General features: G+C 45.0%; 16 protein-coding genes. 12 read left to right on the forward strand and 4 right to left on the reverse strand.

Features of this window, described 5'->3' with window-relative positions; all coding sequences use genetic code 11:
• Nucleotides 1-2: 2 nt before the first annotated feature.
• Together QZ942_RS09930 and QZ942_RS09935 are read right to left on the reverse strand one after the other, a co-directional pair.
• Nucleotides 3-947 carry an aminotransferase gene (locus QZ942_RS09930; RefSeq protein ID WP_292995131.1) on the reverse strand — a complete coding sequence of 315 codons (945 nt, stop codon included), beginning with the start codon at nucleotides 945-947 and terminating at the stop codon, nucleotides 3-5.
• Between the two features lie 241 nt (nucleotides 948-1188).
• Nucleotides 1189-1521, reverse strand: a complete 333-nt coding sequence (locus QZ942_RS09935) for an HU family DNA-binding protein (protein WP_292995133.1) — start codon at nucleotides 1519-1521, stop codon at nucleotides 1189-1191.
• 437 nt (nucleotides 1522-1958) lie between these two features.
• Here QZ942_RS09935 and QZ942_RS09940 point away from each other — a divergent pair, with 437 nt between their 5' ends.
• From QZ942_RS09940 to brxL, 9 genes are read left to right on the forward strand one after another with little or no spacing between them, the layout of a single operon-like run.
• On the forward strand, nucleotides 1959-2552 hold the full coding sequence (locus QZ942_RS09940) for a DUF1819 family protein (RefSeq protein ID WP_292995135.1): 594 nt from the start codon (nucleotides 1959-1961) through the stop codon (nucleotides 2550-2552).
• Nucleotides 2553-2569: 17 nt separating this feature from the next.
• Nucleotides 2570-3160: a DUF1788 domain-containing protein gene (locus QZ942_RS09945; protein WP_366836360.1), complete on the forward strand. Its 591-nt coding sequence runs from the start codon at nucleotides 2570-2572 to the stop codon at nucleotides 3158-3160.
• Between the two features lie 11 nt (nucleotides 3161-3171).
• Nucleotides 3172-6732, forward strand: coding sequence for a BREX system P-loop protein BrxC (brxC, locus tag QZ942_RS09950; RefSeq protein ID WP_292995139.1), 3561 nt, complete (start codon nucleotides 3172-3174; stop codon nucleotides 6730-6732).
• A complete protein-coding gene (locus QZ942_RS09955) occupies nucleotides 6729-7892 on the forward strand; it encodes an ATP/GTP-binding protein (RefSeq protein WP_292995141.1) in 1164 nt (387 codons plus the stop codon). The genes brxC and QZ942_RS09955 overlap by 4 nt, the downstream gene beginning before the upstream one ends.
• A 6-nt stretch (nucleotides 7893-7898) precedes the next feature.
• Nucleotides 7899-8441, forward strand: a complete 543-nt coding sequence (locus tag QZ942_RS09960; RefSeq protein ID WP_292995143.1) for a hypothetical protein — start codon at nucleotides 7899-7901, stop codon at nucleotides 8439-8441.
• A 5-nt stretch (nucleotides 8442-8446) separates the two neighbouring features.
• Nucleotides 8447-11974 carry a BREX-1 system adenine-specific DNA-methyltransferase PglX gene (gene pglX, locus QZ942_RS09965; RefSeq protein WP_292995145.1) on the forward strand — a complete coding sequence of 1176 codons (3528 nt, stop codon included), beginning with the start codon at nucleotides 8447-8449 and terminating at the stop codon, nucleotides 11972-11974.
• On the forward strand, nucleotides 11974-13854 hold the full coding sequence (locus QZ942_RS09970; protein WP_292995147.1) for a DUF262 domain-containing protein: 1881 nt from the start codon (nucleotides 11974-11976) through the stop codon (nucleotides 13852-13854). Before pglX ends, QZ942_RS09970 begins: the two co-directional genes overlap by 1 nt.
• Entirely contained in the window at nucleotides 13851-16349 is a 2499-nt protein-coding gene (gene pglZ, locus QZ942_RS09975; protein WP_292995149.1) for a BREX-1 system phosphatase PglZ type A, read from the forward strand. Before QZ942_RS09970 ends, pglZ begins: the two co-directional genes overlap by 4 nt.
• Before the next feature lie 14 nt (nucleotides 16350-16363).
• Nucleotides 16364-18454 (forward strand): BREX system Lon protease-like protein BrxL, encoded by a 2091-nt coding sequence (brxL, locus tag QZ942_RS09980; RefSeq protein WP_292995151.1) that lies wholly within the window; start codon nucleotides 16364-16366, stop codon nucleotides 18452-18454.
• Nucleotides 18455-18646: 192 nt separating this feature from the next.
• Here brxL and QZ942_RS09985 read toward each other — a convergent pair whose 3' ends face one another.
• Both QZ942_RS09985 and QZ942_RS09990 read right to left on the reverse strand, forming a co-directional pair.
• Nucleotides 18647-19018, reverse strand: coding sequence for a KfrB domain-containing protein (locus QZ942_RS09985; protein ID WP_292995153.1), 372 nt, complete (start codon nucleotides 19016-19018; stop codon nucleotides 18647-18649).
• 39 nt (nucleotides 19019-19057) lie between these two features.
• The gene (locus QZ942_RS09990) at nucleotides 19058-20113 is read right to left on the reverse strand and encodes a ParB/RepB/Spo0J family partition protein (protein ID WP_292995155.1); all 1056 of its coding nucleotides are present in this window, start codon (nucleotides 20111-20113) and stop codon (nucleotides 19058-19060) included.
• A 440-nt stretch (nucleotides 20114-20553) separates the two neighbouring features.
• Here QZ942_RS09990 and QZ942_RS09995 point away from each other — a divergent pair, with 440 nt between their 5' ends.
• The 3 genes from QZ942_RS09995 (at nucleotide 20554) to QZ942_RS10005 (ending at nucleotide 22383) form a co-directional block, all read left to right on the forward strand.
• Entirely contained in the window at nucleotides 20554-20925 is a 372-nt protein-coding gene (locus QZ942_RS09995; RefSeq protein WP_292995157.1) for a helix-turn-helix domain-containing protein, read from the forward strand.
• Nucleotides 20926-21015: 90 nt separating this feature from the next.
• Nucleotides 21016-21981: a P-type conjugative transfer ATPase TrbB gene (gene trbB / locus QZ942_RS10000; protein WP_292995159.1), complete on the forward strand. Its 966-nt coding sequence runs from the start codon at nucleotides 21016-21018 to the stop codon at nucleotides 21979-21981.
• 21 nt (nucleotides 21982-22002) lie between these two features.
• Nucleotides 22003-22383, forward strand: coding sequence for a TrbC/VirB2 family protein (locus tag QZ942_RS10005; RefSeq protein ID WP_292995161.1), 381 nt, complete (start codon nucleotides 22003-22005; stop codon nucleotides 22381-22383).
• Nucleotides 22384-22392: the final 9 nt, after the last annotated feature.

Raw genomic sequence — 22392 nt, forward strand, 5'->3', positions numbered from 1 at the left:
TGCTAATCCTCATCTTTCCAAAGGCATCTATATAACTCTTCGATCAATTGCTCGCCTTCATTTAATATTACTTCAACAATTTGGAGGTTATTATCAGCTAAATAGGCTTCAGGAATTCCTTCGTGTCCAATGAGACGACTGCCTTCCTCACGAGTAGTGCTTCCCTCTCCAACAATTACAACAAGATCTGTTTTAGGTACTGCACGTGCGTTATATGCTGAAAGCAATTTATCCATTGAAAGTATTGTTGCAGCATACCCGTCGCGATCAAGATCCTTCAAAATTATTTGAAGCTCTCTCAGGCCGTTAGGGGGATTTACTTCTTTGTTCAATCTGGCCCAAATACCTTTTTCTACCTGTCTCGACTCTTGCCCCGTTATCTTTGGTCCCAGCATTAGATTATCGATCACACTTTGATTTAATATCTTTCGCCATTTTGCTTCTCCTGAAATCAAGCGATCAATCTCGCCATTTTTATTAAGAGAAATTGCTATAAAATCAGTACCCAATCTTCCTATAGTTTGTCGTTTCTGATCTGGATCTCGCACCAATGTGTAAAGATATTTTTTTGCGTCTTCATGAAACCTAAATAGAAATACAGGCACTTTCCAATCATGTTCACCAACTAAATCATATGCCTCAACTATTAGGCCCGTTAACACTTCTCCGAAGAATCCTTTCAGAGTAGTTAAGTGTAGAGAGGAAGGATAACTAATATCAACTGAGCCTGCGGCAGAGTCTGGGTGGAGATCAATACCTATGAATTCGTGAAAGACCTTTCTGGCATCCATGTGGGCAGATTCGAAATAAGGCTTCAGTACTGCAAGCAGCTCATCGTCTTTAGCCTTTTTCTGCTCAAGCAATAAATGTCCATAGTTTTTTGCAACACTAGGGTATTCATTTAACCATTCATACAAAACAGGAGGTGAGCAGGTATGAAGTGTCATTGATATCCCATTTTAAGTCTTTATAAAACGTAAGCTTAGTGTCGAATTTAGTCAATTAATGTCGATTGAATAGAGACTAATATTTGAAGCGGTCAAATCATCTTTGAGCTACTAAAGATCAATAGTTGTTCAAGTTTTATTTGATCGGTTACAGTATGATTTTTTTATATAACCTTCTCCAGTGAGTTGTTCTCCCTTGATGATTCCCTAGGTTTTTGCAATCAAAACACACACAATCGTATTATTTCTTTTTTTCTGTTTGTCTGGGCTTTGTGGGATTGGCAGCATTGGTTTTCTTAACAGAAGCTGCAGCATCAGATAAGGCTTTGCCTGGTTTGAATTTAACGACCTTTTTGGCGGGGATTGTCATGGTTACACCAGTCGCTGGATTGCGGCCTTCACGACTTGCACGTTCTGTCACTGAGAAAGTACCAAATCCCACAAGCTGAACATCGCTGCCACTAGCCATGGTTTCCTGAATAACTTCAAGCAATCCGTTTAGCATGGCGGTTGTTTGGGCTTTGGTGGTATTAGAGCGCGTAGCAATGGCGTCAATCAGTTCAGTCTTGTTCATGGGGGTGCCCTGTTAGTGGTTTAAGAAGTGGATGGTAATCTAGCAGGGTATAATGTGAAAAATCAATAACTTTTAAGAATTATATGTACTTGCCCCATGAAAACTCACTTTATTCGCAAATATAAGACACAGTAAGATTTTATATACAATTATTCGACTTGCTTCATTACGGTCAATGCAACATTCTATTATTTCAAAAATTAAGTGTGCAATCCTTTGATATTCCTATTTCAGTCTTTTCATGTTACCTATACCATTTGAGTCTAAGAGAATACTAATCAACAGCAATAATAAAAACTGAGCCAAGGACGTATGAATTATTATTCCCTTTCCGCCTTAATTTGGCAGTTCTCTGGTCTTTGACCTGTTGATTGAAAACAACCTTTGGATAGCCAACACTAAAATTTATTTTGGATATAAGAGTGAATAGATACAGCATGTCATTTACAACGGGCAGCTTATTTCACCGTGAATCGGTGAAGCTGGCCGCACTGTATCTGGAGCTTGGTGACTGGAATGCCGTACGAGATAAGGTTATTTCTGAAAATTTGTTACAAGCTAGAACACTGAACACCCTAAAGCGTGTCTGCAGTGAAGTCATCTCTCGTCTAAAAACATTTAGCATCGAGGAGTTGGATTTTCTCGTTGAGGCAAATCCCCAGGAACAAGGCTACCTCTTATGGCTCGCTACCTGCCGTCGGTATAGATTTATCGCAGATTTTGCCATTGAAGTACTTCGAGAACACTATATCACACTGAAAACCGATGTAAATCATGAGGATTTCGACTCTTTTTTTAATAGAAAATCGGAATGGCACGCAGAGCTTGAAGTGATTCAGCCAACGACCCGAAACAAATTGCGGCAAGTGCTTTTCAGAATACTCCGCGAGGCAGATCTCTTGGCTTCAAACAACATAATTAATGCAGCAATACTTAGCCCAAGGCTACTGAATGTGATTCCTCATTACAGCCGCCGGGATGTATTATTCTTCCCTGTTTTTGAATCGGATCTGAAGGGAATGGCACAGTGAAAATAGATATAGCTAAAATGCCCATGCAGGATAGGTTTCAGCATCTTTTTGCTGTAATCTCTGGGCAGCGTTTTCTAAAGAAGCAAGGCCTCGGGAATGAGGTGCCGTTCTTTATTTGTCCCTATGAGCCGGAAAGAAGTGTTGAAATGGAGCGACTCCAACGCCAGTTGGTCAACCGCCTAGATCAAGCCGGTATTCGAATACTGGAGATAAACCTTTACGATCTCTCCATAGAAATACTTAAAGATCGGGATATTTGGGAGCAAATCCGTGAAATGGAGGATTCCATTTCCAAGGATCAGCTAAAAGAGCTACTGCAAGGGGTTTTGGATCCAGAGACACATCTTGTACCGGCGATTGCTACCAAACTGGCAAAAAATGATTTTGATGTTCTATTTTTGTCCGGAGTTGGAGAGGTGTTCCCTTATATCCGCTCTCACAATGTATTGAACAACCTGCAAAGTACAGCAAAAGAAAAACCGACTGTCATGTTTTTTCCAGGGGGCTACACCCACTCTCTGGAATCCGGTGCATCGCTTGAGCTCTTTGGAAGACTCCATGACGACAAATATTACCGGGCGTTCAACATCTTTCAATGCGAAGCTTAACCGAGGAAAACATGATGATCCTTAAGACTATTTTCAAAAAACCAGTCGACCGTCCAATTGAAGGGGTCATTAAAGCCGATGATGAAGCGAGTCTTCGCCTTGAAATAGAAGAATACGTGTTGACCAATGAGGTAGAAAAACGCCTGGAATCATTCCTTGATGCCTATAACAACTATGAAGGAGCCAATGGCGTTTGGGTATCCGGTTTCTTTGGTTCAGGTAAGTCGCACCTACTGAAGATGCTGGCGTTGCTTTTGGAAAACCGTAAGATCGACGGCACTTCCGCTTTTGACCTGTTCCTGCCCAAGTGCGGTGACAACGAAATACTTCGCGGCGATCTCAAGCGGGCTGTCGGCATATCCTCGAAAAGCATCCTCTTTAACATTGACCAAAAAGCGGACGTTATAAGCAAAACGCAGATTGACGCGCTCCTTGCTGTTTTCGTCAAGGTCTTCGACGAAATGTGCGGTTATTACGGCAAACAGGGACATATTGCCCAATTCGAACGAGACCTCGACAGCCGCAATCTCTACGAGCCGTTCAAAGCTGCTTATGAAGCCTTGGCAATGAAGACTTGGCAGAAAGGCCGTGAGCAAGCGCTATTGGAATCCCAAAATATCGCCAATGCATACGCGCAGGTTACAGGAAGTGATCAGGCGCAAGCCGCTGGAATCCTAGACAAATATCGTAGCCAGTATCGCGTATCCATCGAAGACTTCGCAGAACAGGTCCATGCTTATGTGGATCGACAATCTCCTGATTTTCGTCTGAACTTTTTTGTCGATGAGGTTGGGCAGTACATTGCTGAAAACATTAAGCTGATGACTAATCTTCAGACCATTGCGGAAAGTCTGGCGACTAAATGTCGAGGCCGAGCATGGATCATCGTAACTGCGCAGGAAGATATGAACATGGTCGTTGGAGAAATGACACCCCAACAGGGCAATGACTTTTCAAAAATTCAGGCAAGATTTGCTAACCGGATGAAACTCACCAGTGCAGATGTGGCCGAGGTCATTCAGAAACGCTTGCTCATGAAAAATGATGAAGGTGTCCAACTGCTCTCTGACATCTACCATGACGAAGCAAACAACTTTAAAACCTTATTTGACTTTGCAGATGGCTCCCAGAGCTACCGCAACTTTCAGGATCGCGACCACTTTATCCACAGCTATCCATTTATCCCTTACCAGTTCTCTCTGTTCCAATCCGCAATTCAGAATCTGTCGCAGCACAATGCATTCGAGGGCAAACACAGTTCCGTAGGCGAACGATCAATGCTGGGTGTATTCCAGCAAGTAGCGATACAGATCGGAGACCATCAGATTGGCCAGCTTGCTACCTTTGATCTAATGTTTGAGGGTATTCGGACCGCTTTAAAAGCAAATAGTCAGAGAGCAATCATACAGGCGGAAAACCATCTCGAAAACCCATTTGCTATCCGCTTGCTAAAGGCCCTTTTGCTTGTCAAATATGTAAAGGAATTTAAATCAACGCTCCGAAACTTGTGCGTATTGATGTTAGATGGATTTAACCAAGATTTACCCAAGTTGCGCAAAGCAATCGAAGAGGCGCTCAACTTGCTGGAACAACAGACCTACATTCAGCGTAATGGTGAACTCTACGAATATCTAACGGATGAAGAAAAAGATGTCGAAGAAGAAATTAAGAACACCGAGGTTGAATCAGCCGATGTTGCTGCTGAATTGGAAAAGATAGTCTTTGATCATGTCATCAAAAATCGAAAGATTCGGTACGACGAAAACGCACAGGATTACCCCTATTCAAGAAAACTTGATGATCGATTGCACGGCCGGGAATACGAATTGGCCATCCATGTCATAAGTCCATTCCACGAAAATATAGAAAACGAATCTATGCTTCGTATGCAAAGCATGGGGCGAGATGAACTGTTGGTTTTGATGCCGCCCGATGATCGCTTGATACGCGACATCCTGATGTACAAGCGGACAGAAAAATACATCCGGCAGAATATCTCTACCACCCAGCAGGAAGCAGTCAAACGCATTCTAACCGACAAGGGCTTTCAAAACCGGGAACGATATGCCGAGTTGCAGCAGCGTGTACAAACTCTATTAGGCAAAGCCAAGCTTCTCCTGGCAGGTAGCGACATCGAGATTGGCACCGAGGATGCTCAAACGCGCATTACTCGCGGCTTTCATGAGCTCATTTCCAGAGCCTATCCCAACCTTCGCATGTTACGCGGCATTACTTACACAGAAAATGACATTGCCAACCACCTTAAGCACTCGCAGCAGAGTTTATTGGGAAACGATGCCACCACGCTGGCAGAATCTGAACAGGAAGTACTCGCATATATTCAAAGCAATAACAGGAGTGGCATCCGCACTACTCTAAAACATCTGTTGGAAAGATGCGAGCGTAAGCCATATGGTTGGTACTACGCAGCGGTGCTCTGCACGCTTGCCAATCTTTGCGCCCGTGGCAAAATCGAAGTACGTGCCGATGGCAACCTTCTCGAAGATGACGAACTAGAACGCGCCTTACGCAACACGCACGGTCACAGCAATGTCGTGTTAGAGCCTCAAGTCGATTTTACCGCTTCCCAAGTGCGTGCCCTCAAGGAATTCTATGAGGATTTTTTTGACACACCACCGCGTGCCAATGAAGCAAAAGCGCTCGGTAAAGAAACCGGAGTAGCCATTCAGGACCTTATGCATCAGCTTAGCCCTCTGGCTGCCCAGTCATCACAATATTCATTCCTGAATGTGCTCAATTCTGTGATTGAAAAACTCAAAGAGCTCTCAGATAAACCCTACACCTGGTACCTAACGGAGCTTATTCAGCAGAAAGATGCCCTGCTCGCCATGAAGGAAGGCATTATTGATCCTGTTCGAAAGTTCATGAGCGGGCCACAAAAAGGCATCTTCGATAACGTGCGTAAATTTGTGCAAACACAGGAGCCCAACTTCGATTACATCGAAAATAATGGTGCTTCTCAGGTCGTCGATACTCTGACCGATCGTGAGTGCTTCAAGGGCAATCGCATGCAACAGGTGAAAGCACAAGTTGAATCCCTTGAGACCAAGATCACAAAACAGATTGGTATAGAAATTTTCAGTGCTAAGCATGTTGTTACTGCTCTTAAGGAGCGCCTGTGTGGCATGAGTGAGTTTGCGTTGTTAACGGTGGAACAACAGGCCCAGATCACCCAATCTTTCAATGCGTTTTTAGAAACCATTGAACGTCAAAAACTGATCGCGAAGATACGCGATACCCTGCGCCGCTTTGAGGATACGGACTACCAGCGTTTGCTGTCCCAGATGACTTTCTGGGCACAAACGGCAACAATTCCAACGCCTTCATCAGTAAACGATACAACCCAAGCATTAAAACATGGTAAAGAAATAGAAACAGCAACCGCAACCGCTAAACCCGAACCTTGCATTGAATATGTCCCCAGCCGGGCTGTCCGTGTTTCCTTCGATAAAGCTTGGCTGGCCGACGAAACCGATGTGGATCGATACCTGGAATCCATGCGCGAAGCGCTGCTGGAAGAAATCCGTAAAGGCAAAAGGATTCAAATATGATTGAGCGTCTTGAATTGAGGAACTTCACGGCCTTCAATGGCCTTATACTGGATCTCTCGCCCAAGGTCAACGTGATCATTGGTGAGAACGGAACTGGCAAAACCCATTTGCTCAAGGCGGCCTATGGCCTTTGCGCCGGTGCGCCTCTGTTCAAAAACAAGTCCGACATCAGCGGGGATGAGCTCGAAGTGGTGCTGACCTCGAAGTTGCTCCGCCTCTTTATGCCGTTGGAAGACAAGGTCGGCAAGATGCATCGACAGGGCGCGACTGACCGCGCCTATCTGTCTGCACGGTTCGCTCAAGGGCAGAAGATCGCCGCGACCTTTTTCAATAACTCCAAGGCGCTGGCCATCCAGGATCGCGTCAACTACGAGCAGTACCAGGCCGAAGCGGTTTTTATCCCGACCAAGGAAGTCCTCTCTTTGGTTAAAGGCATGACCGAAGAAACTCATGATCAGAAAACGGTCGAACTGATATTTGATGACGGATACGTGGATCTGGCAAACGCTTTGATGAAAACTGGTCATGAAGATACGGAAGCCAAGATCAACCTTGATCCACGCCTGAATACAATCATTCCACAATTAGTGAGCCTAATCGGTGGACGCTATCAATGGGAAAATGGTGGTTTTTGTTTCCAGGCTGGTAAATATGCGGAGAAGGCATCTCCCAAAAGAACAAAAGCCAAAGCCGCGCAGATGTACCAAGATTCTACCATCACAGAGTTTGTGGCAACGAGTGGCCATCTTTATTCGAGTGGCATGACAGCTGAGGGCTTTAGAAAGATCGGCATCCTGTATCGACTCTTGAGCAACGGAACAATATCTCCCGGATCGAGTGGCCCGCTGTTCTGGGATGAACCTGAGTCAAACATGAATCCAAAGCTGATGAAGCTGCTCGTACAGATCATTTTGGAGCTTTCACGAAATGGTCAGCAGGTTATTCTCGGGACCCATGATTATGTCCTGCTTAAATGGTTAGATTTGTTAGCTGATAAGGGGCAAAGCGATCACGTTCGTTACCACTCCCTGTATCGTGATGAAGAATCCAATGAGATAAGAATTGATACGTCCGACGATTACAGTGCGTTAAGTAAATCCGCCATTTCCAATACATTTGCAGAGTTATACGATGAAGATGTCAAGAGGGCTCTGGGGTAAGTAGCCATGAAATCATATAAAGCAGAAGAAAATGCTGAATTACTCTTTGAGTTCCCGGATGAAGTGCAGTGGGATGAGCTCGACAAGCAGGGAGTAAAACTGCCTGTACACATGAAATTTGTAGACCTTGTTATTGAAAGAGATGCGGACGTATTACTTGTTGAAATAAAAGACCCTTCTCATTCAAAGAGTCCTAATAAGGAACGAAACAGTTATCTCAAGCGCTTATCAGACAACTCTGTTTTGACACAAGAGCTGACACCTAAAGCACGAGACTCATATTCCTTTCTGCATCTAATGGAGAGAGACAGTAAGCCGTTCAAGTACATTGTTTTAATCGGTCTGGATGCCTTTGATCCCATGCAGCAAAAGGCGGTTCTTATAGGTTTCAAAGATCGTTTAATGGCTGATATTCGCTGGGAAGCGTATTCAGCCTGGAAACGTAAACATATAGCCGATTGCGCAGTTCTATCCGTTGAAACCTGGAATCAACAATTCCCCAATTGGCCAGTCACACGCCTGGACTCAGCTGTAGCTGGGGGAACTTAAGAAAGATGGAAACAACCAAACTCAAAAAATTCGCCCAGTTCGCCCGGCGCAGTCTCATGGAACAAGTCTCCGCCAAGCTCAAGTTGGTCCTGACTGACAACAGCGCTGCCCTCCGTGAACATGCCGAGGCGATTAAAAAACTTGAGGAAGCTATAAGAAGCCATGGCAAAGAGCGGGTTATCGATCGCGTAGCCTACATCTGGTTTAACCGCTTCTGTGCCCTACGTTTCATGGACGTGAACCGCTATACCCGCATTGGTGTGGTCTCGCCTGCCGAAGGACAGTTCCAGCCCGAAATCCTGGCCGAGGCCAAGATGGGGCACATTGATGAAGAGATGATTAGCAACAAGATTCGGCAGCAGATCTTTCCTCTGCTCGACGGCAAATCGCCCAGCCGTGATCCACAAGGCGAAGCCTATCACCTATTGGTGGTCGCCGCTTGCAACTATTGCAACAAGGCCATGCCGTTCCTGTTCCAGCGCATCGACGATTACACCGAACTTCTGATACCCGACGATCTGCTCTCGGGCAATTCCATTCTGGCCTATACCCGTGAAGCAATGACGCCGGATGCCTGCCAGGATGTCGAGGTAATCGGCTGGCTCTACCAGTTCTACATCTCCGAGAAGAAGGACGAGGTGTTCGGGGGCCTGAAGAAGAACAAGAAGATTACGCCCGAAAATATCCCTGCAGCCACTCAGCTTTTCACTCCGCATTGGATCGTCCGCTATCTGGTGGAAAACTCCCTCGGCCGCCTGTGGCTGCTTAACCGCCCCGGCTCGAAGTTGGCCCTGCAGATGGACTACTACATTAAGCCCGAGCAAGCCGAGACAGATTTCCTGCGCATCGCCAAGCCAGAAGAAATCAAGATTTGCGACCCGGCCTGTGGCTCCGGCCACATGCTCACCTACGCCTTCGACCTGCTCTATGCCATCTACGAGGAGGAAGGCGTTGACCCCGCAGAGATCCCTTCGATGATCCTCACCCACAACCTCTATGGCATAGAAATTGACGAACGCGCCGGAGAACTGGCGGCCTTTGCCCTCACCATGAAGGCTCGCGCCAAGCACCGCCGATTCTTCAATAGAAGCGTCAAACCGAATATCTGCGTGCTGGAGAATATCCACTTCGACGGGAGTGAGCTGAAAGATTACATGGATTTTGTGGGGCGCGACCTGTTCACCTCGCCGCTACAAACCACCCTGCGCCAGTTCGAGGAGGCTGACAACTTCGGCTCCCTGATCCGTCCGGACGTCACCGATGTGGACGGCATGCTCAGGATATTGGAATCAAAGAACGTCTTCGGGCATCTGTTTCTAAGCCTGACCCATCAGAAGGTGTTGCAAGCCCTGCGGCAGGCTGATTACCTGGACCCCAAATACCATGTGGTGATTGCTAATCCGCCGTATATGGGTGGCAAAAGGATGAATGATCGGTTAGGTGCCTGGGCAAATGAAAATTATCCATTCAGTAAGTCAGATTTTTTTGCCATGTTCATTAATCGTAATTTAGAACTTGCTCAGAAGCGTGGCGCGGTTGCTATGATTACCATGCAGAACTGGATGTTCCTATCTTCCTTCGAATCTCTGAGAGTAAAAATCTTGGGTCAGAATACGCTCCTTTCTATGGCGCACTTTGGTGCAAGGGCATTTGACAGCATTGGCGGTGAGGTTGTTTCAACAACTGCTTTCGTTTTGGAGAACACTAACAAGCTAGATTATCAGGGCAATTATTTCCGTTTGATAGACGGAAATTCTGAGAGCGAAAAAGAATTTGCAATTCGCGAGGCTGCAAAGAATCCACACTGCGGCTGGTTCTACCAGGCTTCTGCTTCCGATTTCAAAAAAATACCAGGATACCCGATTGCGTATTGGGTTAGTGAGCAGTTTAGAAATCTTTTTGGTGAACATAAAAGTTTAGGCGATCATTTAACAACCAGGCAAGGCTTAGCCTCGGGGAACAATGATAGATTCGTACGAACTTGGCAAGAAGTTAATGCCGCCGATGTGGCAAACATGTCAGGAAAAGTAATTTTAAAGAAATGGTATTTCTTCATAAAGGGTGGTGACTACCGTAAGTGGTATGGAAATATTGAGCATCTCGTGAACTGGGAGAATAATGGTTTTGAGATTAGAAACTTTAAGGACAAAAGTGGAAAACTTCGTTCAAGGCCACAAAGCACCGAATTTTATTTCAAAGAAAATATTGTATGTGCGGCACTAGCGACTAGCAAAAATGCTTTTAGGTATACCCCTGCAGGTGGGATTTTCGATGTAAACATGAGAGCTTCATTCGCATCTGACCATAAGACTCTAGACTCAATTTTGGGCATTTTGAACTCTCCAGTGATGGCGAGCCTTGGTAGGGTATTAAGTCCCACGCTTGCAACAAACATAAAAGAATTGGAAATCACTCCCATCCCCAAATCGTTGTTATCTGAAGATATTTCTAATCATTGCTCTGAGAATATCAGAATAGCACAAACAGACTGGGATTCTTACGAAACCTCCTGGGATTTCACTAGCCTGCCGCTGCTGAATCCCGATTACCGCCAGCCAACCCTGAAGGCTACCTATCAGAAACTCCGCGCCCATTGGTGGGAGGTGACTCTGGAGATGCAACGGCTGGAGGAAGAGAACAACCGCATCTACATCGAAGCTTATGGCCTGCAGGATGAGCTGAAGCCCAAGGTGCCGCTCAACGAAATCACCTTGACTTGCAACCCGAACTACCGCTACGGTAACGACAAGAGCGAGGAAGAGCTGGAGTCGCTACTGCTGGCCGATACCATACGCGAGCTGGTTTCCTACGCCGTGGGCTGCATGTTCGGCCGCTACGCACTGGAAAAACCGGGACTGATCCTGGCCAACCAAGGCGAGACTCTTGACGACTACCTGAAGCTGGTTCCAGGACCAGGCTTCTTGGCGGATCACGACAACGTCCTTCCCATGCTCGATGGCGATTGGTTTACCGACGACATCGCCGAGTGCTTCCGCAAGTTCCTGCGCATTGCCTTTGGCGAAGAGTACTACGAGGATAATCTCAAATTCATCGAAACCACTCTGGGCAAAAAAGACAAGCCCCGCGACATCGGCGACTACTTCCTTAAAGATTTCTATAGCGACCATGTCAAGCGCTACAAGAAGCGCCCTATCTACTGGCTGTTTTCCAGCCCCCAGGGTAATTTTAACGCGCTGATCTACATGCACCGCTACCGCCCTGATACGGTCAGTGTGGTTTTGAACGACTACCTGCGCGAGTTCCGCACCAAACTAGCCGCTCACAAAAACCATTTGGAAGCAGTTAGTATCAGCGCCAGCGCCTCCCAGGGTGAAAAGACCAAGGCACTGAAAGAGATTGAGAAGATAAACAAGATGATCGTGGAAATGGAAGAATACGAGCGCGAAGTGCTGTATCCCTTAGCCACCGAGCAGATGGGGATTGATCTGGACGACGGCGTAAAAGAAAATTATCTGAAACTCGGCGCGGCTTTGAAGGGGATTCCTGATTTGGTATCAAAGGAGGAAGAATAATGGCAGGCGAATATGAAAAGGCAATCAGTATCAAAGATGCCATTGATGCCATCAATAATCGGGATTATCTTTTGCCAGCGATCCAGCGCAAATTTGTCTGGAGTAGCCATCAAATCTGTGTTTTGTTTGATTCGATTATGCGAGGCTATCCCATCAGTACATTCATGATGTGGGATGTTAAGGATGATTCTATCAAGAATAACTATAAGTTTTATGAGTTCCTCAAGTCATTTTGCCAGCGCTTCAATGAAGAAAACCCACATATTCCTACCAACGCCAGTTTCAAAAACTTTAAGGCGATTATTGATGGGCAACAACGACTGACCTCCTTGTACATCGGTCTTTGTGGCACATATGCCTATAAGCAACCACGTATCTGGTGGCCAAGTACAAAAGATGATGAGGTTTTGCCGCCCAGAAAGTTTTACATTGATCTCACGCAACCGGTAAAGTCTGAAGATGACGAAGCTTTGATGTATTACAACTTCAAGTTTCTTACTGAAAACCAGTATAGTGAATCAGTTAGCGCTGAGCAGCCACTACATCACTGGTTTTGTTTGCAGAACATTTTAAAATTACCACAACTCGAAAATGACGAGGTGCTCATAGAGATCGTGCTGCCTCTGCTTGATAAGCTGAGGCTAAGCGATAATGCTTTTTCACGAAAAACATTATTACGTTTATATGATGTGATACGCAATAGGCCATTAATTCACTATTTCAACGAAACAGAACAAAAAATTGACCATGTCCTAGACGTATTTATCCGGACTAATAGTGGTGGTACCAAGCTCGATTTCTCTGATCTGTTAATGTCCATAGCCGTTGCGAATTGGGGGGGTGATTTTCGGAAGGAGCTGGACGACCTGACAACGCACATCCATCAAAGTGCCGAGATGGGTTTCTATATAGAGCGAGATTGGCTTCTGAAGTCTTGTCTGATGCTCACCGGAGCTGACATCCGATTTAAAGTGCAAAACTTCAAAGCTGAACAAGTCGCTCGGATCAAGAAGGAATGGGATGCGATCAAGGCTTGTATCAAGGCGACATTTATACTAGTTCGCCGTGTCGGCATAAACCCGCAGTCACTTACATCAAAAAATGCAGTAATGCCAATTTGTTATTACCTGTATAAAAAGAAATGTGGAGAGGAGTTTCTCTACAAAAGCATAAATAATTTAGCGAAAAGCCATAAGCACCGAGCCTTGATTAGTCAGTGGCTCTATATGACTTTGCTAAAAGGGATTTTTGGGGGGCAGGCAGATTCTGTTCTAAGCAGCATGAGAGATGTTTTAGATAGCAACTTTAATAATGATGCTTATCCTTTACCGCAAATTATAGAAAGGTATAAAGCGACCAATAAGGATCTTCGGTTTGACGAGGATTATATCGATAGCTTACTGGATATCCAGTACGGCGAAGGACGTTGTAGGGCACTGTTACATCTTTTGTTCCCAGAAATGAATGTTGCAGAAGTTTTTCACATTGATCATTTACATCCCAAGAGCAAGTTTGAAAAAAATAGTTTAAAAAAAATTGATTTTCTGCAGCAAGATGAGCACATGAAAGAGTTTTACGCCGATCCGTCTCACTGGAATACGATTCCTAATCTTCATCTGTTGAATGATTCGCAAAATCTTTCCAAAAAGGATAAGCCATTAAAAGAATGGTTGGAGGACAAGAATATTCACCTTTCAGCTAAAGATTTTCTGGCAGAAGGGGTAAGCCTGGAATTCTCATGCTTCAAAGAGTTTTATGAGAAACGCAGAAGTGCATTGAAACAAAGACTAATCAGCCGGGTTTATATGACAGCTTCGTTACCTGCTGAGATTGCACTTGAAGATTCAGATGAAGAGGTTGTGGAAGAAGTAATTGCATGAATATCCGTATAGAAGCAGCTCTGCTCAAGTTGTTCGATAGGTATCGAATCGTCTTCTGGTACGATGCCAAGCAGGAGTTGCGCGTGGACTTCGAGGCGCTGTCGCTGCCCGGCGTCGAGAAGCTGGAAATCACCAACAACGAGTATGGCATCAAATACCGGCTGCTGCGCGAGGAGCCGGATCAGAAGTTCCTGCTCTTTCATGCAGGCCCTCAACCCACCGATCTGGATAATTGGCTGTTGGATGTACAACTGGCTCATGGCGAGTTCCGCACCGATCAGGCAGCCCTCTGGCTTTCCGAGCTAGAGCTTGGGCTAGAGTTCATCGATGTGATACAGGCACATGCCGAATTCTATCAGGCTGCTAAGCGCAAGGAAGCATTGAAGAAGATTCTGAAGCACGACGATACCAGCGGGATAATTCGCCTGAAAATTCTGGCGGTATGTGCTGCCAGCGAACCCCGCATAGATTCCGTAATGGAAAATCTATTACAGGAATTGGCGGACAATCGTGACGATAAGATCAAACTGATTGGTCGCTGCGCTCTGGATACCTTCTTGTGGGAGCAAATAACCCGCTACTACGGTTATAAGTCAAACGAACCCGGTATCCGTGATTTCGTGATCGAGTTGTTCAAGTCGTGTTTTGCCATGAGTACGGATGGCCAGGTGCGACTGAATGACGATGCTCTGGTATTCCTCAAGCGCTGGAAGGATAGTCGCCAGTTTGAAAGCGGTTTTGAAACTCTCTCCGGCGAATGCGCAGATGTTCTCGGTGTTGAGCAGGATCTGGCCAAGCGGGATTTCAAAGAACTGCTCGAATTGGATTACTTCCTCCTCATCGACCAAAAAATCATCAGCGATCTGGTCAGAGCCTTGGTCTCACGCACGGTATCCAGCAGTGATGTGGCACTTTGGGTACGTCAGCGCCGACAGAGCCATTGGTATCGGGAATACCGGCATCTGTATGAGGCAGTCGATTTCGCGGCACAGTTCATGCATGCTTTGGGCGAGGCGAAGTTTACAATGGATAGCCTGGTGGATGGTGTGCAGCGCTACAGTCGCATCTGGTACCGGCTGGATCAACTTTATCGCAAGTTCACGTACCACGTGCGCATGTCCGGCCAGGCGTCGTTGATGGATACATTAACTGAACAGATCGAGAATCTTTATTCCAACAGCTACCTATTGAGACTCAATGATCGATTTCAATCCTTTGTGGATGACGCCAGCAAATGGGATGCGTCTCCTATTCCCTTACAGAAGCATTTCTTTGAGCGCTGGGTCCAGCCATTCCTACGCAAAGACAATAAGATCTGCGTAATCATCTCGGATGCAATGCGCTACGAGATCGGTGATGAATTACTGAGTCTTATTCGCCAAGAAGATCGCTACAGTGCCGAGCTGGAACCTGCGTTATCGATGCTACCCAGTTATACGCAGTTGGGTATGGCCGCACTCTTGCCAAACAAAGAACTGGAAATGGCTGATAACGATAGTGGGACAGTGCTAGTTGACGGTCAGAGTTCACAAGGTACTATCAATCGTAGCAAAATTTTGTCTCAGGCAACGGGGGGCCGAGCGACTGCAACAATCTACGAAGATCTGATGGCCATGAACAGGGATGAAAGTCGAGAATTGCTCAAAGCGAATGATGTTTTGTATATCTATCACAACAGAATTGATCATACTGGTGACAAGATGCACTCGGAAGGCCAAGCGTTCGAAGCAGCAGAGCAGACGATGGAGGATTTAGTAAGACTGATAAAAAAATTAACTGCTGCCAATGCCAGCAATATTCTAATTACTGCTGATCATGGTTTTATTTATCAAAACCGGCCTATTGAAGAGAGTGATTTTTCAGGTGTTGAAGCCGCTGGTAAGAGTATTCTCTATCGAGATCGACGTTTTGTGCTAGGCAAAGGACTGAAAGCTTCTCAGGGGTTGCGTAAATTTCTACCAAACGAACTGGGCCTGCACGGTGATGTGGAGGTGCAAATACCCAAGTCGATTAACCGCCTGCGCCTGAAGGGATCAGGTAGCCGTTTTGTTCATGGCGGCGCATCATTGCAGGAAGTGGTGATCCCGGTGCTTAAAATCAACAAGAAGCGGCAGAGCGACGTAACCAGCGTTGAGGTTGACATTCTGCGCGGGGCAAGCTCGGTAATTACCTCGGGCCAGCTGGCGGTGGCGTTATATCAGGCTGGTCCAGTGACCGATAAGATTCAGTCAAGAGTATTGCGGGTTGGCATCTACACCGAGGCAGGCCAATTAATTTCTGATAGCCATGACCTGACCTTCGACTTGGTCTCTGACAATCCACGAGAAAGGGAGTTACAGGTGCGCTTCGTGCTCACTCATATGGCTGATGAAGTCAACGGCCAGGAAGTCATTCTGAGGCTGGAAGAGAAACATGCCGGGACTTCGCATTACAAAGAATATAAGTCACTCCGGTATTTGATGCGACGATCATTTACCAGTGATTTTGAATTCTAACGAACAGGTGATTCATGAACGAACTGGACCAAAAAATCAACACGCACTTCCCCGGGCTCGTTGTCCGCAAGGATCTCGTAAAAACGGTTAAAGGCAACGCCATTGTGCCTTCTTACGTGCTGGAATACCTGCTTGGTCAATACTGCGCCACTAGTGATGAAGCAACGATCCAGACTGGCATCGAAACAGTAAGGGAGATCCTTGCCAAGCACTATGTGCATCGCAATGAAGCGGGTCTGATACGTTCCAACATTAAAGAAAAAGGTCGATATAAAGTCATCGACAAGATCGGCGTGGCTTTGAACGACAAGGTCAACGCATATCAGGCTGAATTTGAAAATCTTGGTATTAAAAAGGTTCTAGTTGACTCTGGTACTGTAAAGAAGCACCCCAAACTACTTGTTGGTGGGGTCTGGTGTATTTGTGATATCGAGTATGAATTTAATGAAGAAAAAGATGCATCTCCCTGGATATTGGCATCATTAAAACCAATACAGTTGTCTCACTTTGATTATGATGGGTATCTGGATGCTCGGAAGCAATTTACAACAGGCGAGTGGATTGATGTTCTGCTGCAGAGTATCGGATTGAATCCGGAAGTCTTTGGTCGACGCAGCAAGTTGATACAGCTCGTCCGTTTAATTCCCTTTTGTGAGCGTAACTATAACCTAATAGAACTGGGTCCCAAGGGCACAGGAAAATCACACATTTTCTCAGAATTTTCTCCGCACGGAACACTGGTTTCAGGAGGAGAAGCAACTCTTGCGAAATTGTTTATCAACAATACGACAGGCAAAATCGGACTCGTGGGCTATTGGGATGTAGTAGCCATGGATGAGTTTGCGGGCAGTAATAAAAAACCCGATATCAAACTCATCGATACGCTGAAAAACTATATGGCCAATAAGTCTTTTAATCGAGGTACTGGCCCACAAGGTGCTGAAGCCTCGATGGTTTTTATTGGCAACACTTCCCACAACGTACCGTACATGCTAAAACACGGCAATCTTTTTATGGATTTGCCAGAGACCTATCGTAATACCGATGGTCAGGCCATTCTCGACAGAATGCATTGGTATTTGCCCGGTTGGGAAATGGAAAATCTTCGCAGCGAGATGTTTTCTGAAGGTTATGGGTTTGTTGTAGATTATCTTGCCGAGGTTCTCAGATCGCTTAGAAGCCAAGACTACTCTGATCGATATCAGAAATATTTTTCATTGTCATCAGATATTTCCACACGTGATCGTGATGGGATCAACAAAACTTTTTCTGGACTCATGAAGATACTTTTTCCACATGGCGAAGTAGCTGTAGAGGAAATTGAGGAGCTACTTAGATTCTCTATTGAAGGGCGAAAACGTGTCAAGGATCAGTTGATGCGGGTAGATCCTACATATGGAAATGTGCACTTTATCTACCTGGATTCCTCAGAGCAAGCCAAGAATGTTACTACACTCGAAGAAGAGGAGTATCCCCACTACTATCACACTACTTTTTTCGATGGTGAAGAAGGAACGAGCGATGCGAACGGACCGGTCGATGCATTAGTTATGTGTTCCGACGCTGGTCTAGCGCCGGAAGTTGTTCTGAAAGAAAAACACCTAACATTCCAGGAAAACCAAAAAGGAATTTCGTTCGATGATCTGCTTGGCCCGTATCTGCGTGGTACTACCAGTATCACAATCACCGACCCTTATATCCGCCTTTTCTATCAGATCCGCAACTTCATGGAGTTTCTTGAAACCGTTGTGAAGCATAAAGCTCAGGATGAAGAGATCGCAGTTCATCTTGTAACAATGGAAGACGAATTCAAGGGAGAACAGCAGAAAGAGACTTTCGAGAAAATCAAGGAATCCAGTAGTGCTGTTGGAATCAATTTTACCTGGGAATTCGATGATACTGGAACGATTCATGCCCGCAATATCGTAACAAGCCACGGCTGGAAGATCGCGCTAGATCGTGGCTTGGATATCTTTCAACACTATGAAATGAACGACGCTTTCACCTTCGCCAATCGCCTACAACAGTATCGCCCGTGTAAGGCGTTTGAGGTGACGTTTATCAGACACAAGCAGAAAAGCAAATCAGATGAGGAAAACGCATAAGTAAGTCTTTGCTTCGTTTTTCATGTGGTTTTCTGGATGGTTAAAATGGTTATAAGCTGCTGTCATGCGGCTGTTGAGCGGGAAGAAATTTTCACGAAGAATATTCTAACAAATCTTGCGTCCCTGTTTCACCAGGAAACGGAAAGTGTCTCGCGTCATGGTCGTGCATGTTTCTGAAGCAAATGTAACAAATCAAATTTTCAACGTTCTTTTATTCTTAAGCGCATCTATTAGGGTTAACGTAGCTTTCTCCCCGTCATATTGAATTGCCACATCTCTCCCAGCAACAGGCTTGCCATTTACAGCGTTTAGTTGGTGCACAATGAAGTCATTCTTGACCTGCTGATAAAAAACAGCATTTTCTTTATCAATATGAATAATTTGCCCTTCATATTCTTTTTTATCAACCGGAGTTTTAGCTAAATGAATATTGTAGACACCCGGCTTGATACCTTCATCAACCTTCTTGATGGTACCCATCGTTTCCCATTCATTATTATTCTGAGTTTGTAAAATCTTTTGTCCATTCATTACAATCATTCGTAGCTTTTGGGGTGTCGTCATTTCAAATTAGTTGTGTAACATTGATATAGCAAGTCTAAATTAGCCTGCTTCCTGTTGTCCGGCGATCTCATCCAGGATTTTGATGAGATCGAAAGACTCTGATCTTTCCATGCCATGCAAAAAGGCAATCAATTGCAGTGCGCCGCTCCCCTTGGCTGAGAAGCTGCCATCTTGCAGTGCTTTTATGGTGAATTGAACGATATTGGAACAATTCCTGCCTTGCTCAAAATAATCACTAATCTTGGTTTTTAGTAACTCTTTGTTATCGGTAGACAGATCACGCATTAAATCCTGTGGCTTGCGTTTGTCTTTTTTAATCAGATTGTAAATAGAGTCCAGCAATGAAGGCGAGGCACCTTGTTTTTGATCGCTGTTATTAGCTGAAGTGGTATTTGATTTTCCTTCAATACTGGATACCTGGTCATCCGTAGAATTAGACTGGGGCGATTTTTTCAGCTTTAAGAATTTGCTGAATTGGTATACATCCAATCGTGATATTTCTTCTTGTGTACTGAGTGCCAGCCAAGTGATTACTTCCTCTGTATTGGTTTTATACAACCTGGTTAAATCATAGAGTGCTGTGACATCGGTGCAACGGCCTGACTGGTACGCATCTGCGAGTGGATCAGGCAGATCAAGGAGTGTGGCGTGCATGGTGATATAAGGATTGGTTTTGCCAATGAGCCTGGCAATTTCAGACTTGGTTTTGCCACCTGCCAGTTGCCGCCCAATAAAGTCAGCGATTTCTCTGGAGGTTAAATCATCTCTTTGCAGATTCTCGATCACCTGATCCGCTTCACTGTAATCGGTATCAATGAATGCCGGAATCCTGGTTAACCCGGCATGAATGCTGGCGCGATAGCGTCTTGCCCCATGATTAATAATGTAGGTTCCCGGTTTATCCGGATTGGGGCGCACCGATATCGGTGATTTCACCCCGCGTAATTTAATCGTCTCCGCTAATTCTCGTAACGTTTCCTGATTAAATTCCTTCCGGGGTTGATGGATATCTTCGCTGATCAGCGTGATGTCAATTTCTGTCGCGCCGATAGGCGCAACGAGCCCTTTTTTATTTTCCTTTTTTCTTCCTGTCATTTTTATCGTGGGCCTAGCTTGCGCTCGTTATACCGGGCAAAAATATTTATTTGGATGAAATAATTCTACCTATTTTTGATTAGAAAGATAGAAGCTATGGATGCAATCATCGACAAATAATACCGCATACGCTTTCAGATTCTCTCGATTTTCCATCAGCTATTTATCTATCCATTATTCATAGCATTCTAAGGTAACTATTAATATCAATGATATTTATATAAATCAATGAGGTAGTTAATTATTAGTTTGATTTATATTTTAAGCCTATTATTAATAATTATCCATAAACTATGTATATAACGAAACTATTATTTAGCCCTCCATTGAATTAATGAATTTGTGTTTTTATTTTGGATTAAAATAGCAGCAAAACTGCTGCAAAACAATGGTGCTGATTAGTTAAGCTGCTTAAACCCTAAAAATGGCAGGGCTATTATATGTACAATTTAATCTTAATCACAAATATTTTGCGTATCCTTGATGAAAAGGATATGACCAAATCAGAATTGGCAGAGAAGGCGGGTGTTTCCATCTCTTTTTTTACTGATCTGACCAATGACAAAGCCAATCCATCACTCAGGATTATAGAAGCGATCGCAGAAGCACTCGAGACCCCACTGCCAATGTTACTGGATAGTTCGGATATGAGCACGGCTGATCTTGAGGTATTAACCAATCGAAAGCTAAAGCATTTGCCTAAAGGCTTTGTCTGGAAAGGGGGTGTGCTGAGTGAATTTGAAGCTTATCAAGTCGAGCAATGGGATAAAAAGAACAGAGCGTTCTTATTAAAAAATAAAAGTAAGAAATAAATAAAGTAATAAAAAGCAGTAAAAAAAGTATTGCACAAAATGTAATTACGTTATATTGTAATGTCGTGTGTAAGTTGTTGGAGTACTCGCATGACATCGCAAGATCAATTACCTCACGTCACAACCGTTAAAGACCGGGCAAAGAGCAAGCTGGAACGCGATGCACGGGAAATACTGTCCGCACTGCAAGATCCAGAGACGGTTGAAATCATGGTCAATGCCGATGGCCGTATCTGGCAAGAGAAGCTGGGTCAGAAGATACAACATATCGGAAATATCCAGGCTGCCCAGGTTGAAGCCGTCATCAAAACGGTTGCAGGTTTCCATGGCAAAGAAGTCAATCGATTCAACCCGATGATCGAAGGTGAATTTCCACTCGATAATTCACGCTTTGCCGGTCAACTACCCCCCATTGTTTCATCCCCCACTTTTGCCATTCGTAAAAAAGCTATCAAGATTTTCACACTTGAGCAGTATGTGGAAACCGGCGTGTTGTTGTCCAGACACTCTGATGTCATCAAAGATGCCGTGCGCAAGCACCGCAACATTCTAGTCATTGGTGGCACCGGATCAGGCAAAACCACTTTGATTAACGCCATCATCAATGAAATGGTTGTCAATGACCCGGATGAGCGCATCTTTATCTTAGAGGATACCGGCGAGATCCAATGCGCTGCCGAGAATTTTGTTCAGTATCACACCACACTTGATGTCGATATGACGCAATTACTCAAAACAACCTTGCGTATGCGTCCGGATCGCATTCTGGTTGGTGAAGTGAGAGGCCCTGAAGCACTGGATTTGCTCGATGCCTGGAACACCGGTCATGAGGGTGGGGCTGCCACTTTGCACGCCAATGATGCGCTATCAGGACTAACCCGCCTGGAATCCCTGATTTCACGCAATCCTTCAGCACCGAAAGAAATTATGCCATTAATCGCAGAGGCGGTTGATATGGTGGTGCATATTACGCGCACACCGCATGGCAGGAAGATTCAGCAGATAATCGAAGTACAAGGTTTTAAAAGAGGAAGTTACCAAATCAAGAAGTTGTAAATAAATAACAGGAGTCAGTCAATGAAAATGATGCCTTCAATTTCACCCTTCTTCATTGTTTCTTTATGCGTTTTCCTTTTGTTTTTCTTGTCGATTGATAACGCACATGCCGCTGTTGGCGCAGGTGGTGCGCTTCCCTATGAAACCTGGCTGGTTAATCTCAGAAACTCTGTCACCGGCCCGGTTGCTTTTACCCTATCTATCGTCGGCATTGTCGTTGCAGGCGGCATTCTGATCTTTGGCGGTGAGCTCAATGCGTTTTTCCGCACCTTGATTTTTATCGTGCTGGTTATGGCATTACTCGTCGGTGCCAACAACATCATGACCAATCTATTCCAAGGTGCGGTTATTTCAGGTGAAATACCCAAAGACCAGGAATCAATCGTCAACTCACAGGAATAGGAGGCTGAT

The sequence above is a fragment of the Nitrosomonas sp. genome (assembly GCF_021731985.1).
Lineage (GTDB): Bacteria > Pseudomonadota > Gammaproteobacteria > Burkholderiales > Nitrosomonadaceae > Nitrosomonas.